This window comes from Alkalibaculum sporogenes (assembly GCF_009362815.1).
Taxonomy (GTDB): Bacteria; Bacillota; Clostridia; order Eubacteriales; family Alkalibacteraceae; genus Alkalibaculum_A; species Alkalibaculum_A sporogenes.
On the sequence record NZ_WHNX01000015.1, the window covers coordinates 26,502 to 45,652 of the forward strand.

Sequence of the window (19,151 nt, forward strand, 5' to 3'; positions counted from 1 at the left end):
TATTTTTATTAGGTCAATTTTTTTTGCAATACTACACACTTGCTGCTATCAAATATGCACATTTAATTCCATCTATAGCTGCACTCATAATTCCTCCAGCATATCCTGCTCCTTCTCCTACAGGAAATAATCCTTTTACATTTATAGATTCTTTTGTTTCTTTATTTCTTACGATCCTCATTGGAGATGATGTTCTTGTTTCTACTCCTGTTAATACAGTCTCATAATCTGCAAAACCTTTTATTTTTTTATCAAAATACGGTAATGCATTTCTAATAGAACTAGATACGTACTCTGGTAATACTTGAGCTAAATCTGTGGGAGTTGTACCTGGTTTATAAGATGGTTTTATAGATGATGTATGTGTTGAAACTTTTCCCTTTAAAAAGTCACCTACAAGTTGAACTGGCGCATTGTAGTTCTTTCCACCTATTTCAAAAGCAAATTTTTCATATTTTCTCTGGAATGCAATTCCTTCAAGTGGATCGTTATTGAAATCTTGTGGATTAATATTTACCACCAAAGCACTATTTGCGTTTGTAAGGTTCCTAGCGTAGTAGCTCATCCCATTAGTAACCACACTTCCCTTTTCTGAAGAAGACGCAACTACTAAACCTCCTGGACACATACAAAAACTATAAACTCCTCTTTTACTTACATCATCTCTATAAGCTAGCTGATAATCAGCTGCTTTTAACTTAGGATGATCGTAATACTTTCCATATTGTATTTTATTTAGGTATTTTTGGTCATGTTCTATTCTAAGACCTATAGCAAAACCCTTTGCATCAACACTTATATCTCTTTTTATTATCATTTCATAAGTGTCTCTAGCGCTATGTCCTGTTGCTAAAATAAGTTGATTCGTGAAATAATTTTCTTTATTGTTTACTTCTACTCCTACTACTTGCCCTTTTTCTATCAGAATATCAGTTACACAGCTATTGAATAGGACTTGACCACCTAAATCTATAATCTGATTTCTCATGTTTTTAATTACTCCTCTGAGTTTATCTGTTCCAACATGAGGCTTATTTAGATACATGATTTCTTCTGGAGCTCCAGCATCTACAAATTTCCTTAATATTTCCTTGCAAGTGTAATCCTTAACCCTTGTAGTTAGCTTCCCATCAGAGAAAGCTCCTGCCCCACCTTCTCCAAATTGGACATTACTATCCTCATCGAGGTTCCTATCTTGCCAAAATTTGTTTATGTCTACCGTTCTTGCGTCAACATCTTTTCCACGCTCTAGAACTATGGGATTAAGTCCATATTCTGCTAATTTTAAAGCAGCAAAAATACCTGCAGGTCCAAATCCTACGATAATCGGAGCTTTATCAGAAAATTTTCTTTCTTTACTTTGAATTTGACTGCTTACATTAGCTATTTCGTCTTCTTTTCTAATCGTCCATTTTGTCTTGCCTTTTTTTATATCTTTCGAATAATTAAAAACAACAGAAAATATTATATTAATCTCATCTTGATGACTTTTCCTTGCATCTATGGACTTACTAGTAATATTAAATGCACTAATTTCATCTAATTTTATTTTTAAATTGTGACAGATATATTGAGCAAGATCATCTTTTAATTCTTCAATTGGTATTTTTATATTTTTAATTTCGTATCTCATTTGTTATCTCCTTCATAAAGTGAAACTCAGGGTTGGCGAGGCTTGTAGCAACCGAAAGGCGCTAGAAGCCCGCAACCTACGACGGGAATTTTAGTGCCTGTTAATGCGGGATAAAACCTAGACAATATTGTCTAGGTTTTCGTTAAGCAACTATCTCTTGATATATTATTAATATTACTACGGCATACTCTAATACCCTAAGGGCTAGTTTCTGTAGCAATTACTTGAATTGTTCCTGGTATTATTGACTGTATTGTCACGTCATCAATATCTTCCATCAATAATTTAACATCATTTTCTCCAATATCTATATCTTCTAAATCTAGAATCAACTTTAACTCTTGATTTTTAATACTATCCAATACTTCTGTTATTGCTCTAAGAGTTACAGTTATTGTTTGTTCTTCAAATGTTATATCTATGTCTTCTGGTTTATTTACCAGCTCTATATTATCAATACTATACTCTCGACTCTCAACCCTTTGTACAACCACCTTTACTAAAACAGTGGAATCGCCTTCTATTATCTTGATGTCACTTGGTAGAATCAACGACACTTCTTCTTCAAAACTATCGTTAATACCATCAAGATTAATCGCTTCTGTTACTATTTCTTCAATATTATCCAGCAAATTCTTTCTTGCCCCTACTACTATGCTCTTTGGCTCTATCACTATTTCTGAAACTACATACCCATCTGCAATTTTACCCTTTATTTCTGGCTTGATTTCTAGCTCTTTCGTTCCACCAATTTGTACAGTTACATTTGCTGTTTGAGTGTTTATAGAAACTCCTTCGACTTTCCTATCCTCTGAGTCAACTGGATACAACTCAACACTTTGATTTAAATTATCTTTAGCATCTTTAACATTTATATCACCTTTTATTTTACTTACATTATTTAATATGTCCTCCGGTCCGTCGATGGATACTATATCTGGATCTATCGAGTATCCTAGGATTACTAAACCCGACGCAGGCTCTCCTACAATATTTAGTTCCACTCGCCTCTCGTCTTCTGCTAACCGATCAACCTCTATAGCAATGCTATTCGGGTGTGTTTCTTGTAATTCAATATTATCAGGAATGCCGCTAATTTCAATATATAAATCGTATGTTCCTTTTTCAGTAATATCAGTAGCATCAATTGATGCTGTTATTCTATTACGCAATCCATACATGGTACTCGTTCTACCATATAGCGTTATATCAACAGTAAGATCTTCTTCTTTTGAGATAACAAGTCCATTTTCTTCAAGAACTTGTAGATTTTCTATTGTTACGGGTATATTATTGAATCTTTGCTTTACATTTGGATCTACTTCTCCAATTACGTATATCCATATTACAAAAGCAATTAATATCGAGCCAATTATACTTATATTTGTTTCTTTCTTCTTTAGCTTATTCACAATTATTATTCCCCCAAAATTTGAATTTCTTTGGTGTTTCTTCTTTTGGTAAGAACTCTTCATTTAAAAACTCAGTCATGCTTTTTATATCTAAGTACCGATACAGTCTACCTGCACTTGCGTATGAAATAACACCAGATTCTTCTGATACTATTATAACAATAGCATCAGAATTTTCAGACATACCAAGCCCTGCCCTGTGTCTAGTACCTAAGGTTTTACTCACATTCTTATTTTCTGTTAAAGGCAATAGGCATGAAGCTGCCTTTAACTTATTCTCGCTTATACGTATTATTACAGCTCCGTCATGAAGCGGTGTATTCGGTGTAAAAATATTTAGCAATAACTCACTAGTCACTTGTGCTTCTAAATAAGTACCGGTAGTAATTATATCATCTAGTCCCGTATCTTTTTCCATAACAATAAGAGCCCCAACCTTGGCATTGGACATTTCACTTATGGCTTCAATAGTTTCATCAATTATTTTCTTTGTCTCTTTAATATCTTGTACGTATTTTGTCCTAAAGAAACTAGTCCTTCCTATATGTTCAAGGGCTCTTCGCATCTCTGGTTGAAACACAATAATTAGTGCAATAAGTCCAACTGTCATTATATTCCTAAGTAAAAAATTTACTGCATGAAGCCCAAACCAGTCACTTATTTGAGTAGCAAGTAATAAAAAAACTATCCCCTTAGCTACTTGTTCTGCTTGGGTATACCTAATCCATCCAATCATTTTATACACAACAAATGCTACAATTAATATGTCAATTATACTTGCTGGTCTAATTAGTATTAAAATATTATCGAATATATCATATATCTGAGGCATCAATTCTTTCCCTACCTTCTTTACTACATATTCAGTATTATACACCATGTTTTTATCCCTATATACTATATATCGGATAATGTTATAATTTTTTTACTCTATTGTTACTTTATCAAGATGAAAAAAATGATTAGCGGGAGATTAACTGCCTGTAAAAGTCCGATTAGGTTCTACTAATACTTATTTCACCTAAATAATATGTGTTTGTACTTATGTTTTTTTAGGAAAACACCCACCTATTTGGTGGGTGTTTTCCTAAGTGGTTTATTAATTGGGATCCTTCTTATTCTTTTAAGGTGATAATTAGTTCACCTGATTGTACACTTTGACCAGCAGAAATGGATACATCATCTACAGTTCCTTTTATAGTGCTTACAACCTCTGTTTCCATTTTCATAGCTTCAATTATAGCGAGTGGCTGATTAATTTCAACACTATCGCCTTCTTTCACCATAACTTCTAATACTGTTCCAGGTATACTAGATCCAATATGAAGGGGATTGTTTTTATCAGCTTTAGTCAGAGTTTGTTTATTCTGAGCAGCAAATGATTTTTTATCTTCTATATATACGTCTCTTCTAAAACCATCTACTTCAAATACGACACATCTTTGTCCATTATCGTCAACATTGCCAATTTGCACTAACTTCACGACATAGCTCTTTCCTGTATCAATTTCAATCTGTGCTGTTTCTCCAACTTTTAGTCCAAAGAAGAACACATGACTTTCCATCCTCATATACTCGTCAAACTGCCCAAAATATTCTACATATTCTTTAAATACTTTAGGGTAGAGAGCTGCTGACACTGCATCCTTATCACTAATTTCTAGCCCATATTTTTCTTTGTACTCTTTTTTAATTAGTTCTAAATCCATATCTTCTAATAGAGTTCCTGGGCGAACCGTAATTGGATCTTCACCTTTTAATACTAATTTTTGTAGTTCAGGATTAAATCCACCTTCTGGCTGACCTATCATACCTTTAAAGAAATCTACTACAGAATCAGGGAAAGCCAAGCTTTTGCCTTTTTCAAATATATTTTCTGCGTCCATATCATTTTGCACCATAAATATTGCCATATCACCAATTGATTTAGATGATGGTGTAACTTTTACTATATCTCCAAATAGTCCATTCGATTCCATATATTTCTCTTTTACTTCTGTGAATTTATGCCCAAGTCCAAAACTTTCGACCTGTGCCTTCATATTTGAATATTGTCCTCCTGGTATTTCGTACTTATATATCTCTGCCGTACCAGATTTTAAACCAGATTCAAACTCTGTATATACGTCTCTAGCACTACTCCAGTAATCGGAAATCAACTGAAGCTCAGATAAATCCATATTTGTATCCCTAGGGGTATTTTCCATTGCAGCTACTATAGAATTTAATGCAGGTTGACTCGTTAGTCCACTCAAACCATTAAATGCCGTATCTACTATATCGACTCCTGCCATTGAAGCCATTAAAACTGTAGCTACTCCATTACCAGTAGTATCATGAGTATGGAGATGAATTGGTATATTAATTTCTTCTTTCAATGTTGTGATTAGCTTATACGCAGCAGCAGGCTTTAATAAAGCTGACATATCTTTTATGGCTAAAATATGCGCTCCCGTCTTTTCTATTTCTCTTGCCATTTTTACATAGTAGTCAAGATTATATTTTGTTTTAGATTCATCTAATATGTCGCCAGTATAACACATACACACTTCAGCAATTTTATTATACTTTTGCACTTCATCTATAGAGACCTTCATAGCTTCTAACCAATTTAGGGAATCAAATATTCTAAACACGTCTATGCCAGAATGTGCGGCTTGTTTAACGAATTCTTTAACTACATTATCAGGATAATTTTTATATCCTACAGCATTAGAACCCCTAAATAACATCTGCAACATAATATTTGGTATTCGCTCTCTAATTTCTTCTAATCTTTTCCAAGGTGATTCTCTTAAGTACCTATAGCTAACATCAAATGTTGCACCACCCCACATTTCTAGTGAGAATAAATCCTTTGCTAGTACAGATGTCGCCCTTGCTATCTTTATCATGTCTCTGCTCCTTACTCTCGTTGCGAGTAAAGATTGATGGGCATCTCTCATAGTTGTATCCGTAAGAAGTAATTTATCTTGACCTTTTATCCATTCTACTATTCCTTGTGGTCCTTTTTCATCGAGTATCTGTTTTGTACCATACAATTTTTGAGTGGCATCTACTACAGGTACAACTGCATCATCGTAATCTCTTTTATTTCCTAATGTTTCGTTTACAATTTTTTCACCTAGGAAATTTAATAATCGCTTCTCTTCATTAGCTCTAAATTGCAATTTAAAAAGTTCAGGATGGTTATCTATAAAGTTTGTATCACATTTTCCTTCTATAAAAGTAGGATGTTCTAAAACATTTATTAAGAAATCCTTGTTAGTTTTTACACCTTCTATTTCCATCTCTTTAATTGCTCTAACTGCTTTTTGTCTTGCATCTTGAAAGTTTCTTGCAAATGCAGTACTTTTAACTAACAAACTATCATAGTAAGGAGATATTTCAGCACCTGTAAAGCCATTACCTGAATCTAATCTGACTCCATAACCACCACCAGTTCTGTATACTTCTAGTTTTCCTGTGTCAGGCATAAAGTTATTATGTGGATCTTCTGTAGTTATTCTGCATTGTATCGCAGCACCAACCATCTTTATTGATTCTTGACTGTCAATACCAACTTCTGTAGAATTCAATGCATAACCTTGCGCTACTAGAATTTGACTTTGTACTAAGTCTATGCCCGTAACCATTTCTGTAACTGTATGTTCTACCTGTATTCTTGGATTCATCTCTATAAAAAAGTGATTTTCATTTTTATCTACTAAAAATTCTATAGTTCCAGCGTTTTTATACTTAACTGATTTTGCTATTTTAATTGCATCCATACATATTGCTTCTCTTTGTTCTTGAGTTATACTTAGTGACGGAGTGAATTCAATTAACTTTTGATGTCTCCTTTGTATGGAGCAGTCTCTCTCAAACAAATGTACGATATTACCGTAGTTATCACCTAACACTTGTACCTCGATATGTCTTGGCTCTTCTAGATATTTTTCTATAAAAATGTCGCCATTTCCAAAAGCTTTTAACGCCTCATTTTGAGCTGATTTAAACTCTTTGAGTATGCTATCTTCTGTTTTAACAATTCTCATGCCTCTTCCGCCACCACCTGCAGCAGCTTTCAACATAATAGGGTATCCTGCTATTTTAGCAAATTCAATTGCTTCCTCATCGGATCCTATGGGTTTTTCCACCCCTGGGATAGTAGGTACACCTACCTTATGTGCTACAATTTTAGACTGTATCTTGTCTCCTAATTGTCTCATCATAACATGTGATGGTCCAATGAATACGATTCCTTCTTTTTCGCACTTTTTTGCAAACTCTGCATTTTCAGACAAAAAACCATATCCTGGGTGAATGGCATCGACATTTTTCTTTTTGGCTAAACTTATAATTTTATCCATATTTAAGTATGCATCTACTGGACCTCTATGATCCTCTATTAGGTAAGCTTCATCTGCTTTCCTTCTAAATAATGATAGTTTATCTTCTTCTGCATAAATTGCTACTGTAGTTATTCCTAGTTCTTTACAAGCACGAATAATCCTAATAGCAATCTCGCCTCTATTAGCAATAAGTACTTTATTAAACTTTTGCATTTAAATGCCTCCTTTGAAAAAAGTGTTATTCCAAATATTTTATCAAATGTTTAGGTTAAATAAAAGATATTTCTGTAAAAGGTAAGTTCTTTTATTTAACATTTGTCGATTTAGACTGGATTTTTTTACTTATACGCATTATACACTGTACAAATTCTTCTACATATACTTTAAGCTCATCACTGACATGACTAATGTTATTCTCGATTACCTTCTTTTCTCTATCTTGATCGTAAATAGAAAGCCCGTTTTTTTCCTTGAATTCGGCAATTTCCCGGGAAATATTCATTCTTTCTTCAAATAACTTGATTAGTTCGGCATCAATACTGTCGATTTTAACCCTCAAATCATTTAGACTTTGCATTATTTATACCCTCCATCTGTATCAAGTAATCAAATATGTTTAAAGCAGCACAAGCTTCTACTACTGGAAGAGCCCTAGGTACGATACATGGATCATGCCTTCCCTTAATACTTAATATTTCGTCCTTGCACTGTTCAATATTTATAGTTCGTTGTGGAATTGCAATAGAGGGTGTCGGTTTTATGGCTACTCTGAAAACTATAGGCATGCCATTTGTAATACCCCCTGTAATACCACCATTGTTATTTGTGTAATTCTTGACCGTATTTCCATCGTAGCTCATTTCATCATTTGCTTGAGAACCTGATAGCTTCGTTATATCAAATCCTCTGCCAAATTCTATCCCTTTTACCGATGGAATTGAAAAAATTAGATGTGATAGGGAACTTTCAAATGATTCAAAAAAAGGAGAGCCTAGACCTGTGGGAACATTTATACATGTGCATTCTATTACTCCTCCTGTTGAATCTCCATTTTTTTTCATTTGTAAAATATACTCTTCCATTTCTAAAGATTTCTGTTCATTTATCGTTGGAAGTTTTTTAGTTCTTAGATTTTTAAGTAATATGGAGTCATTTATAAGGCCAAAATCAATTTGATCATCTACGATATCACCAATACTCTTTACTCTACTAAATATATAGATACCTTTTTTTTGCATTATATACTGTTTTGCAACAGATCCCATAAACACTAATGGAGCTGTCAATCGTCCAGAAAAATGTCCTCCACCTCTATAGTCGTTATACCCTCTATATCTCACATTTCCACTATAGTCTCCATGTCCAGGACGCATTAAGTTTTTCAGCTCATCATAATCAGATGATTTAGTGTTAGAATTTTTGATTATAAATGCCAAAGGTGTCCCTGTAGTGTAACCATTAAAATATCCACTTAGTATTTCTGGAATATCTCCTTCTTTTCTAGTCGTAGATAGATTACTTTTTCCTGGGGCTCTTCTATCCATATCTACCATAATTTCATCAAAATCAATTTTAATTCCAGCAGGTAGGCCGTCTAAAACTCCACCAATAGCATTGCTATGGGATTCTCCAAATATAGAGATCTTTATCCTATTCCCCCATATCGAGCTCATCTAATTTACCTCCTAAACCCACAAAATCCTCCCAAAAATTCGGATATGATTTTTCTATGCTCTGAGAGTTCGTTATTATTACCTTTTCTTCACATTTTATTGATGCAATAGCAACAGCCATGGCTATTCTATGATCATTATGACTATCTACTTCTCCACCAATTAATTTTTCTTTCCCTCTAATTATTAATCCATCTGTATACTCAACAATATCTGCACCTAATGTAGTCAGTACTTGTGTTATAGCTTGTAATCTATCTGATTCTTTTATCCTAAGTCTTTTGGCATTTACAATCTCTGTAATGCCTCCACTAGTTGCTCCGATAACACTTAATATTGGTACTAAATCTGGACACTGTGATGCATCAATCGTTACACCCTTCGTACTAGACATAGAGGTTTTGTATCCTAAAAGAAAACTTTCTATCTTTCCGCCCATCTCTTCTATTATGTCGACTATAACTTTATCGCCTTGTAGTGATTCCGCTTTTATATCATTACTATAGAGTTCGCCTCCTAGTATCCCCGCAGTTAGCCAGAATGCAGCCTGTGAGTAGTCTCCTTCTACAGTATAATCTGATGCTATATATTCTTGACTGCCCTTTATATAAAAATTTTGATAATCTTCATTTACAATATTAACTCCAAATTTCTTTAGCATTTCTATAGTCATATCTACATATGGTTTTGATTCTAACTCAGTAGTAATAATCAATTTAGAGTTCCCTTTTAGTAAAGGTAGTGCAAATAACATACCTGTTATAAATTGAGAGCTAACATCTCCTTGCATTGAATATTCTCCTGCAGTTAATCTCCCATTTATAGTGAGTGGTAATTCACCGTATTTATTAGTATAGTATATTTTATGTTCATCAAATATATGATAATAAGTATCTAATGGTCTAGATACTAATCTACCTTTCCCTGTAACTGTTACTTGATTGTTTAGAGTAGCTAAGAGTGGAATAATAAATCTTAGAGTAGAGCCTGATTCTTCACAATCAATTACTTCATTTATAAGCTTCATTTGTGGTCTACCTTGAATTCTAAGATTATATAATTCCTTATTTTCGTCGGCTTTCTTATATTTTATTTTACATCCGATTGCCTCTACAGCCTTGCATGTAGCTATAATATCTTTTGACATTAACACGTTCTTAATATTACTAATGCCATCAGAAAGTGCCGCGCAAAAAATCGCTCTATGGGACATACTCTTAGATGGAGGAATATTAACAGTTCCTCTTAAAATTGTTGGTGTTATCTCTACTTTTTTCATCAATTTATTCCCCCCTATTCAAAATATACTCTTCTATCTGGTAATTCTCTATAGTTTGTATTTTAGTTTTCCCAATACATTCTAATAAGACTAAATGTATATGAGATCCTTCGAATTTTTTATCCTTACTTACAATATCTAATACCTTATCTCTATCTAATTTAGGAAAATCAGTTGGTAATCCATACTTTTTTAAAATGGATTTAATAGAACTACTAGTCCCTACTTTTGTAATGCCCTTCTTTTCTCCTAGTTGGGCAAAAGCATACATTCCTAATGCAACACTCTCACCATGTGTATACTTTTCTAAATGAAAATAACTTTCTACAACATGTCCTAATGTATGACCAAAATTTAGAATCCTTCGCAGGTTTTTTTCCATTTCATCTTTCTCTACAACTTCTTTTTTAATATTACAACAAGTTTCGATTACTTCATCGATTATTTCCATCAAATTATTTTTATTAATTTTTAATAGTTTTTCAAACAATACGTCATCGTATATGCATCCATACTTGATAACTTCAGCCATCCCATCTGCAAAAACTCTCTCGGGTAATGTTTGTAGTGTATTAGAATCTATAATTACTAATTTAGGTTGATAAAAACTACCTATTAAATTTTTACCTTGCTTTAAATTAACACCAACTTTACCACCAACACTGCTATCTACCTGTGCCAATAGGCTAGTTGGTATTTGAATAAAGTCTAACCCTCTTAAATAAGTTGAAGCGCAGTATCCAGTTAAATCTCCAACTACACCACCGCCAAGAGCAATCATTAAATCGCCCCTAGTTGCGTTGTATTGTAATAATTTTTCGTATATGTCATAGGCTTTATCTAGAGTTTTACTTTTTTCACCAGAATCAATTATTATTTCATGGATCACACAACCCATAGATTTGATAGATTCCATGACATCATTTAAATATAGCTTAGCGACATTGGTATCCGATATTATTATAACCTTACCATAGTTATCAAATATGTCTTTAAAACAATCTAAGTTTTGAAGTAAACCTTTTTGAATTACGATATTATAGTTATAATCTCTATTTACATTCACTGTTATATCTTTGATAAAAATCACCTCCATTGTAATGATTGATTATTTTATCGTTCTTCTCTAAAGTAGGCATGACCTAATTCACTTGGGGCTTTATTTTCTTTGCTTTTTTTAATAGACATAATAATCAATACTATTATTGTAGATATATATGGCAACATATCTAGCAAGTATATTGATATGGGTAAATTAAAAGCTTGAAGTCTAAATCCGACTATGCTTAAACCTCCAAAAAAATAGGCTCCGAATATAGCTCTGTAGGGATTCCATACGGAGAAAATAACTAGTGCTACTGCAATCCATCCAACTCCAGAAGTAATATTTTCTTGCCATACTGGTACATATACTAAAGATAAATAGGCTCCACCTAAACCACATAGTGCACCACCTAATGTAATGAAAGTATATTTATACTTGACAATATTTATTCCATTAGCATCAGCAGCCGCAGCATTCTCACCTATCATTCTAATATTTAAACCTAAATTAGTTTTATACAAAAGAACACCTAATAATACTACTGCAAGATATCCAAAATATATAAAGATATTTTGATTAAATAATATCTCTCCTATAAACGGAATATCTTTTAGTAAAGGTATTGGTATTCTTAAAAAGAAATTATTTATCGCATCTGGTAATCTATATCCTACCACATTGTGTCCAAGGAAACTAGCAAAACCTGTGCCAAATATGGTTAAGGTAAGACCTGTAACTTCTTGATTTGCCTTTAATGTTACTGTAAGAAATGCATATATCAATGCACCTAATGCACCTGCTGCTGCCGCAGCTAATAGAGCTAGCATTGGATCTCCAGTATTGTATCCTACTATAAACCCCATTACTGAACCCATTATCATCATACCTTCTACTCCTAAATTTAAATTGCCTACCTTTTGTGATAAGATTTCACCCAATGTGGCAAATAAAAGTGGAGTTCCTGCTTGCACTGTTGCATGGAGAAAGGATACTAACATCAAATCCCCCCCTTACTTTTTTTAGTTGGTACTAATTTGTATTTTATATTAAATTCACTACCTAATACGAAAAATAGTATTAATGCTTGTAATATTTGAGCTACTGAAGATGGTATTTGATAAACAGTTTGTATAAATGAGCCACCTTGCTCCAAAATCGCAAATAATAATGAAGCGATAACTACTACTGGAGCACTTAATCCCGAAAGCCAAGTAGTAATAATAGCTGTAAATCCAACACCTCTACTTAATTCTACAGAGAGAGTCCCACTAATTCCAGCAACTTGAATCATACCAGCAAGTCCACAAATTCCGCCACCTATAAACATAGTTCTAATTATTGTCTTTTTTATATTGATACCTGCATACCTTGCAGTATCTTCACTTTCGCCAATGACTGATACTTCATAACCCGTCTTTGTATGGTTCATAAAAACGTATATAAATCCTACTAGGATAAGTGCAACAACCCATCCTATATGCACACCAAATAATTTTGGTAGCATTGCATTTTCAGTAAAATTTGCCATTCTAGGAAAGCCCATAGCATTAGGATCCTTCCATAAGCTAAATTGAAGAAATGTTATCCACTTAATTGCAACGTAGTTTAACATCAAAGTAAAAAGCGTTTCATTAGTACCGAATTTTGCTTTGAAAAGTGCAGGTATAAGCAGCCAAATCCCTCCCATTATCATTGCACCAAGAGCCATTAAAATTAGTAAAATTGGTTTTGGCAGATAAGAAAAATTCAGAGCAAAATATGTAGCACCAAATGCCCCCATATATATTTGCCCCTCAGCACCGATGTTCCAAAATTTCATCTTAAATGCTATCATAATACCTAATGATGTTACAAGAAGTGGAATAGTAGTATGTATGGTTTCTCTTATTCTAAATCCTGACCCCAAAGCTCCATCCACCATAGATATATATATTTGAAGTGGGTTTTCACCTACAATAATTAAAAATATACCACTTATAACTAGTGCTGCCAAAATTGCTAGTATTCGAATAATTGCTACACTCTTGCCTGTGAGTTCATCTCTTTTAGCTATTCTCATCCAAGTTATCCTCCACTACGCCTGACATAAGTAAACCCAATTGTTCTCTTGTAGATGTTTTTGCATCTACAATGCCAGTTATCGTTCCATTGTACAACACCATTATTCGATCACAAAGTTCCATTAGTACATCTAAATCTTCACCAATATACAGAATTGCTACTTCTTTTTGCTTTTGTTCATTTAGTAAATCGTAAACCAGCATAGAAGAACCTATATCTAATCCCCTCGATGGATATGCCGTAATAATTACCTCTGGATTAGCAGCAATCTCCCTACCTAACAATACCTTCTGAATATTTCCTCCAGAAAGCAACTTAACTGGATGTTTATCAGTACTAGGCGTAGAAATATTTAACGCATCTACAATGGTTTGAGCTTTTTCTTTCGATGTTCTTTTCTTTAACATAAATCCAATAGTCTTTTGATATTCTTTAAGTAGTACATTGTCAACTATATCCATAGATCCAACTAAACCCATTCCAAGTCTGTCCTCTGGAACAAAACTCATGCTTATACCCATCCTTATAATGTCTGCAGGATTTTTACCTTTTAAGCTATTTCCTCTGTAAATAACATCGCCACTGTGAATATGCATAAGTCCTGCTAAAGATTCACACAGTTCTTTTTGACCGCTTCCAGCAATGCCTGCTACTCCAAGTATTTCTCCACTTAACATATCAAAACTTATATTATCAACTGCTTTGGTTTTATCGAAATTTAATACAGTCATGTTTTTTATTTCCATAACTTTTTTTCTCTTACCTAATGGTGCTCTTTGTATGGATAAATCTACAGCTCTACCTACCATTAATTCAGTGAGTTCATTTACATCAGTTTCTTCTTTCAATACTGTTCTTATTGATTCACCTTTTCTTAATATAGTGATTTTATCACTTATTTCCATTACTTCATTTAACTTATGAGTGATAATAACTACAGCACATCCGTGTTTAGTCATATTCCTTACTATATCAAACAATCCTTCTGTTTCCTGAGGAGTAAGCACTGCTGTAGGTTCATCTAAAATTAATATATCTGCTCCTCTATATAGAACTTTTAGAATTTCAACTCTTTGTTTTTCTGCTACTGACATGTTATACACTTTTTTATCTGGGTCAATCTCTAATCCATACTTTGCAGATGTCTCTTTTATTTTTTTAGACAGTTCTTCGTGTTTAACAAAAATTCCTTTATTATACCCTGCGATAATATTTTCTTTAGCTGTTAACACTTCAACCAATTTGAAATGTTGATGTATCATCCCTATTCCTAAATCAATGGCATCCTTAGGTGAGCGTAATACTAAATCTTTTCCTTTAATACTTAGTTCGCCTTCATCAGGCATGTATATTCCAGAAAGAATATTCATAAGGGAACTCTTGCCTGCACCATTTTCACCCAATAACGAGTGGACTTCACCTTTGAACAATTCTAAATTAACCTTGTTTAAGGCTTTTACACTTCCAAAAGATTTTGATATATGATTCATTTTCACTATTATGTTTTCCATTGTCTCACCTTCGTCCACTATTGATGACATCTAATTTTAGTTTTAACTATTTAATTAATCTATACAAGTGAGGACAAGGTTAACCTTGTCCTCACTTGTATAATGATTTGCATTTTAAAGCTCTTTATATTCTACCTTAGTAGATTTATATTTAAAATGTTTCTCATTTAGGTCTATGAGCGACGTTAATTAATTTGAAGGTATTCTACCTACTACACCTTCTACAAACCAGTCAAAACTTAGTAATTCTTCATCAGAGAGTTCGTCTCCGTCTTTTACTCTTACTTCTCCATCTTGATCTTTTATCTCACCAGCAAATACTTTAAAATTCCCTGATATAATTTCTTGTTGAGCTTTTCCTACTTCATCTGATGCATTTTCAGGAGCCAATCCTGTCAATTCATCTAAGTATACAATACCAGAATCCATACCTTCCCAGTAAGGTGTATTAGTCCAAGTTCCATCAATTACATCTTGTACTGCATCTGCGTAATAGATTCCCCAGTTCCACATTGGCGCTGTAATATACGCGTCTGGCACTGATTCAGCTGCACTTACATTATATCCAATAGAAAATACTCCATTTTCTTGTGCCGCAATCATTGTCGCTGTTGAATCTTGATGTTGTGATGTCACGTCACTGCCTTCTGCAAGCAATGCATCAGCTGCAGCTTTTTCAGCAGCTGGATCATACCAAGTATTTGTCCATCTAACGTGAACTTCTGCATCAGGATTAACTGATTTAACTCCTAAAGTAAAAGCATTAATACCTCTAATAACTTCCGGTATTGGGAATGCTCCAACATATGCTATTTTGTTGCTTTCTGTTTTTAATCCTGCTACTATACCAGATAAATATCGTGCTTCATACATTCTTCCAAAATAGTTTGTCATATTTTCAGCTGTTTGATAGCCTGAACAGTGTGCAAACTGAACCTTTGGAAATTCTTTTGCTGCTTCTAATGTACCATCCATATGTCCAAAACTAGTAGTGAAAATGATATTAGCACCTTGATCTACCATTTCTCTAATAACTTTTACTACTTCACCTTTTTCTTCTGGAACATTTTCTTTATATATAGTCTTTACTTTATCACCTAGACGTTCTTCTAAGTAAATTCTTCCGTTATCATGGGCAGTAGTATAACCCCCATCATTTACTGGTCCTACATAAATAAATCCTGCTACAACTTCTTCTGCATCACTTCCTGCAGAATCTTGAGTACATCCTAATGAAGTAGCCGCTAATAGTGCTGCTATTAATAATAAAATACTAAATCTTTTCATTTTCTTCCCCCTTGTTTTAACTTATACGTCCCATATAATCACGTACATTTTTTAAGTATTGCATCTTAATATTCGACATTTCTATTATATGAGGTTTCTAATCATTTTTCAACTATTTTTTTCTAAGGTATTATATACAAAAGTTGGCAAAGTAACTCCCTGATTTATTCCAGATATTACCGCTTTTTGTCCTGCCCGGGATAAAATCCCTTTCATTTTGCCATTGTATACATACACACCCGTTATATTTTTAAATTCTTCGAGATACATTTTCCCATCTTTAAAAACAGGAAACTCCGACATATAAGGCGAATAATACTCTTGTATTAAATAATCTTTACCTATGCATTCTTTTATTTTTTTCTCCCAATCTAATGTCTGAAAATCTAGCCCTGCATAAACGCCTTTCGAACCATATAAATCTATAGGTTTTATAATCCACTTGTCCTTTTCTTTTATTACTTCTTCTACATCGACCTCATTATCACAAAGTATTTTAGTTAAAGGAATGTGCTTTTTAATGAAATTTATCTCTTTCTCATCTAAAAATTCAAAAGTTTCATTCATGTGCAGAATCTTAAAAATCATCTTATTATGAACAACTTGTGTTTTTATAGGCCCAACAATACAAACCTCACCACTTTTACACGCATTAATAAAACTACTAACTTGGGCATAATTTGTATTTATCTCTGTAGTCACAGCCCTACGATATACAAGATCAATAGCTTGTCCATTATGACTTAATTTTTTGCCATCAAAATCAACTTCTCTTATATCTGCAATTATCGCAGTAATTCCTCTTTTCTCAATGAATTCTTTAAATACGATAAATTCCTCTAAAGTTGCTTTATCTAAAAAATCTATAATAGCTATTACTGGTTTTTCTTTAGGATCTTTCGAAGTCTTATATATAGCTAACAGCTCGTCAATCCAACTATCGATAAGTTCAAATGGCTTTATACTATATGAGTTAGATAATTTCTCTAAAATAGTTGTTTCAGCAAATATCTCTGTTAATTCCCTATCTTCGTTCATAGCAGATGCACCGTCTGTGTTAAACTCACAAAACTTAAATTCTTCATTGTTTTCATTATAAAAAAAATCTATCCTAGATATAGGCACAGTACTAGTAAACCCATGTTCTATTAAAATTAACTCTTCTATTTGTTGTGTAAAAGGAAATAGTTTTCTATACATAGCATTATTTATATATTCTACAATAACTTTTTCTATTATCTCGATCATTTGAATTGTCAATATACGAAACTTTTCAATTTGATATTCACTAAAAAACTTGGGCATAAACAATGTATCGATTGGTACTCCATTGTATATAGCTGTAGAATTCTTTACTTTTTTTATTACTTCATCAAACTCTTTTTCGTATAAAGAAGGGTCTGTTTTTAATTCTTCTTTATATGCAATGTTTATATTCATATAATTCCTCTTCCATTAATATTCTTGATTGACAATGCATTTATCTCTAGTGCTGTAGGTATTCCATTTTTTAGTTCGCTTTTTATATAGGTAGCTAAATTATAATGATTTTTGTTGAGTTTTAATAATGGCTTTAAATACGCTTTATCTTCATCATCTAATGCATTCATGGACTTACTTAAAATATCGTTTATCATGTCATCTAATGTAACTAAGGCAATATCGTCGTTTTTAATCATACAATCTTTCAAACACTCTACTTGATGATCCGAGTAGTCTTTTGCCTGATTATAGAAATAGTTTAAATTCGTATCATCATATAATATTCCCTTCCATAAGGCTGCTGCTGCAATATTATATGGATAAGGTACACTATCTGTCATTCTAATTTCAATATACCTTTTAGTTCTAACATCTGGGAAGAACATCGATAATAAGTGCTCAATTTGTCTCTCATCTAGTTCTATATCCTTATAGACATCTTTTATTAGCTTTTCTCCTGTATATACATAATTTCCACCTAATAAAGATATAATACTTGGGCGGTTTAGAACATACTCTGCATAATCTTTATATCCAAATTCTTTTTCAAACACACCTGGAGCAATTCTACTACGATCATTATCCATGTTATTCCATATTTCTACCCTTGGTGTATTCCCATCGAATACTTCTCCTTCAAATATTGGCGTGTTATCAAACAACAACGATATAGCTGGCGAAAGATAGTTTGCCACCTTATTTTTTTTGATATAGTCTTCTTCATCAGTATAATCCACAGATAATTGAAGACTGGCAGACCCTTTCATCATATTTAGTGCATATTTCCCCTTTTGACTTAAATATTCAGACATATGTTTATAACGCAATTTTGGTATTATGGAAATATCTTTTATTTTTTCAATTGGTCGATAGCCAATGGACAACAAATAGTAATTGCTTTCGTCTAATATTGGAAGAATGTCATTAACAAAAGAAAAGTATCTCTCTTTGATTTCTTTTATTGTAGTACAATTTTTCATACTTAATTCAAACTGAGCACCTGGTTCTAATGAAATATTATCTTCATTTTTTACTAGATTTAACAACCATGGTTCATTATCTGATTTCTTCCATCCATGTAGCAATAACTTCTCCATAATAAATATAATGCCATCTTCAAAACTGATAGATTTAAAACTCTCTTTATCTACGATAATATGCTCGAATTCTAAACCAATAGTTAAATTATCTTTAGATTTTTCACCTTTTTTTATATATTCTACTATATTATGTAGATTGACTTCATAAAAGTTCATAGCAAGAACTCCCTTCAAAATATAATGCATTTCCACTTACAGCCTTCGTTTTACTATAATTTTCTCTTCTCTAGTTAAATCATACCATATTTTTTGTATAAGTAAATTTAGTTTAATATTATTCCCATATTTATTTTTCTTATAGTAAAGGTTATAATAATAGAATCGTATGTACTCT

The 19,151-nt window shown here is 32.8% G+C and carries 14 protein-coding genes; all 14 read right to left on the reverse strand.

Annotated elements, in window-relative coordinates; all coding sequences use genetic code 11:
- Positions 1–31: 31 nt before the first annotated feature.
- Positions 32–1,633 carry an NAD(P)/FAD-dependent oxidoreductase gene (locus tag GC105_RS10450; RefSeq protein ID WP_152804498.1) on the reverse strand — a complete coding sequence of 534 codons (1,602 nt, stop codon included), beginning with the start codon at positions 1,631–1,633 and terminating at the stop codon, positions 32–34.
- Between the two features lie 197 nt (positions 1,634–1,830).
- On the reverse strand, positions 1,831–3,045 hold the full coding sequence (locus tag GC105_RS10455; RefSeq protein WP_193708377.1) for a CdaR family protein: 1,215 nt from the start codon (positions 3,043–3,045) through the stop codon (positions 1,831–1,833).
- The gene (cdaA, locus tag GC105_RS10460) at positions 3,038–3,925 is read right to left on the reverse strand and encodes a diadenylate cyclase CdaA (protein WP_246169822.1); all 888 of its coding nucleotides are present in this window, start codon (positions 3,923–3,925) and stop codon (positions 3,038–3,040) included. Before cdaA ends, GC105_RS10455 begins: the two co-directional genes overlap by 8 nt.
- A 235-nt stretch (positions 3,926–4,160) precedes the next feature.
- Positions 4,161–7,592, reverse strand: coding sequence for a pyruvate carboxylase (locus GC105_RS10465; protein WP_152804502.1), 3,432 nt, complete (start codon positions 7,590–7,592; stop codon positions 4,161–4,163).
- Positions 7,593–7,683: 91 nt separating this feature from the next.
- Positions 7,684–7,956, reverse strand: a complete 273-nt coding sequence (locus GC105_RS10470; protein WP_152804504.1) for a chorismate mutase — start codon at positions 7,954–7,956, stop codon at positions 7,684–7,686.
- Entirely contained in the window at positions 7,940–9,052 is a 1,113-nt protein-coding gene (gene aroC / locus GC105_RS10475) for a chorismate synthase (protein WP_152804506.1), read from the reverse strand. Before aroC ends, GC105_RS10470 begins: the two co-directional genes overlap by 17 nt.
- Entirely contained in the window at positions 9,030–10,331 is a 1,302-nt protein-coding gene (aroA, locus tag GC105_RS10480; RefSeq protein WP_152804614.1) for a 3-phosphoshikimate 1-carboxyvinyltransferase, read from the reverse strand. Before aroA ends, aroC begins: the two co-directional genes overlap by 23 nt.
- A 4-nt stretch (positions 10,332–10,335) precedes the next feature.
- Complete coding sequence (gene aroB, locus GC105_RS10485; RefSeq protein ID WP_152804508.1) at positions 10,336–11,427, reverse strand: 3-dehydroquinate synthase; 1,092 nt, start codon at positions 11,425–11,427, stop codon at positions 10,336–10,338.
- A 17-nt stretch (positions 11,428–11,444) separates the two neighbouring features.
- Positions 11,445–12,374 (reverse strand): ABC transporter permease, encoded by a 930-nt coding sequence (locus GC105_RS10490; RefSeq protein ID WP_152804510.1) that lies wholly within the window; start codon positions 12,372–12,374, stop codon positions 11,445–11,447.
- Positions 12,374–13,435 (reverse strand): ABC transporter permease, encoded by a 1,062-nt coding sequence (locus tag GC105_RS10495; RefSeq protein ID WP_152804512.1) that lies wholly within the window; start codon positions 13,433–13,435, stop codon positions 12,374–12,376. The genes GC105_RS10490 and GC105_RS10495 overlap by 1 nt, the downstream gene beginning before the upstream one ends.
- Positions 13,422–14,978, reverse strand: coding sequence for an ABC transporter ATP-binding protein (locus GC105_RS10500; protein WP_425481531.1), 1,557 nt, complete (start codon positions 14,976–14,978; stop codon positions 13,422–13,424). Before GC105_RS10500 ends, GC105_RS10495 begins: the two co-directional genes overlap by 14 nt.
- A 159-nt stretch (positions 14,979–15,137) precedes the next feature.
- The gene (locus GC105_RS10505; protein ID WP_152804516.1) at positions 15,138–16,235 is read right to left on the reverse strand and encodes a BMP family ABC transporter substrate-binding protein; all 1,098 of its coding nucleotides are present in this window, start codon (positions 16,233–16,235) and stop codon (positions 15,138–15,140) included.
- A gap of 108 nt (positions 16,236–16,343) precedes the next feature.
- Complete coding sequence (locus GC105_RS10510) at positions 16,344–17,675, reverse strand: glutathionylspermidine synthase family protein (protein WP_152804518.1); 1,332 nt, start codon at positions 17,673–17,675, stop codon at positions 16,344–16,346.
- Positions 17,672–18,973 (reverse strand): glutamate-cysteine ligase family protein, encoded by a 1,302-nt coding sequence (locus GC105_RS10515; RefSeq protein ID WP_193708378.1) that lies wholly within the window; start codon positions 18,971–18,973, stop codon positions 17,672–17,674. Before GC105_RS10515 ends, GC105_RS10510 begins: the two co-directional genes overlap by 4 nt.
- Positions 18,974–19,151: the final 178 nt, after the last annotated feature.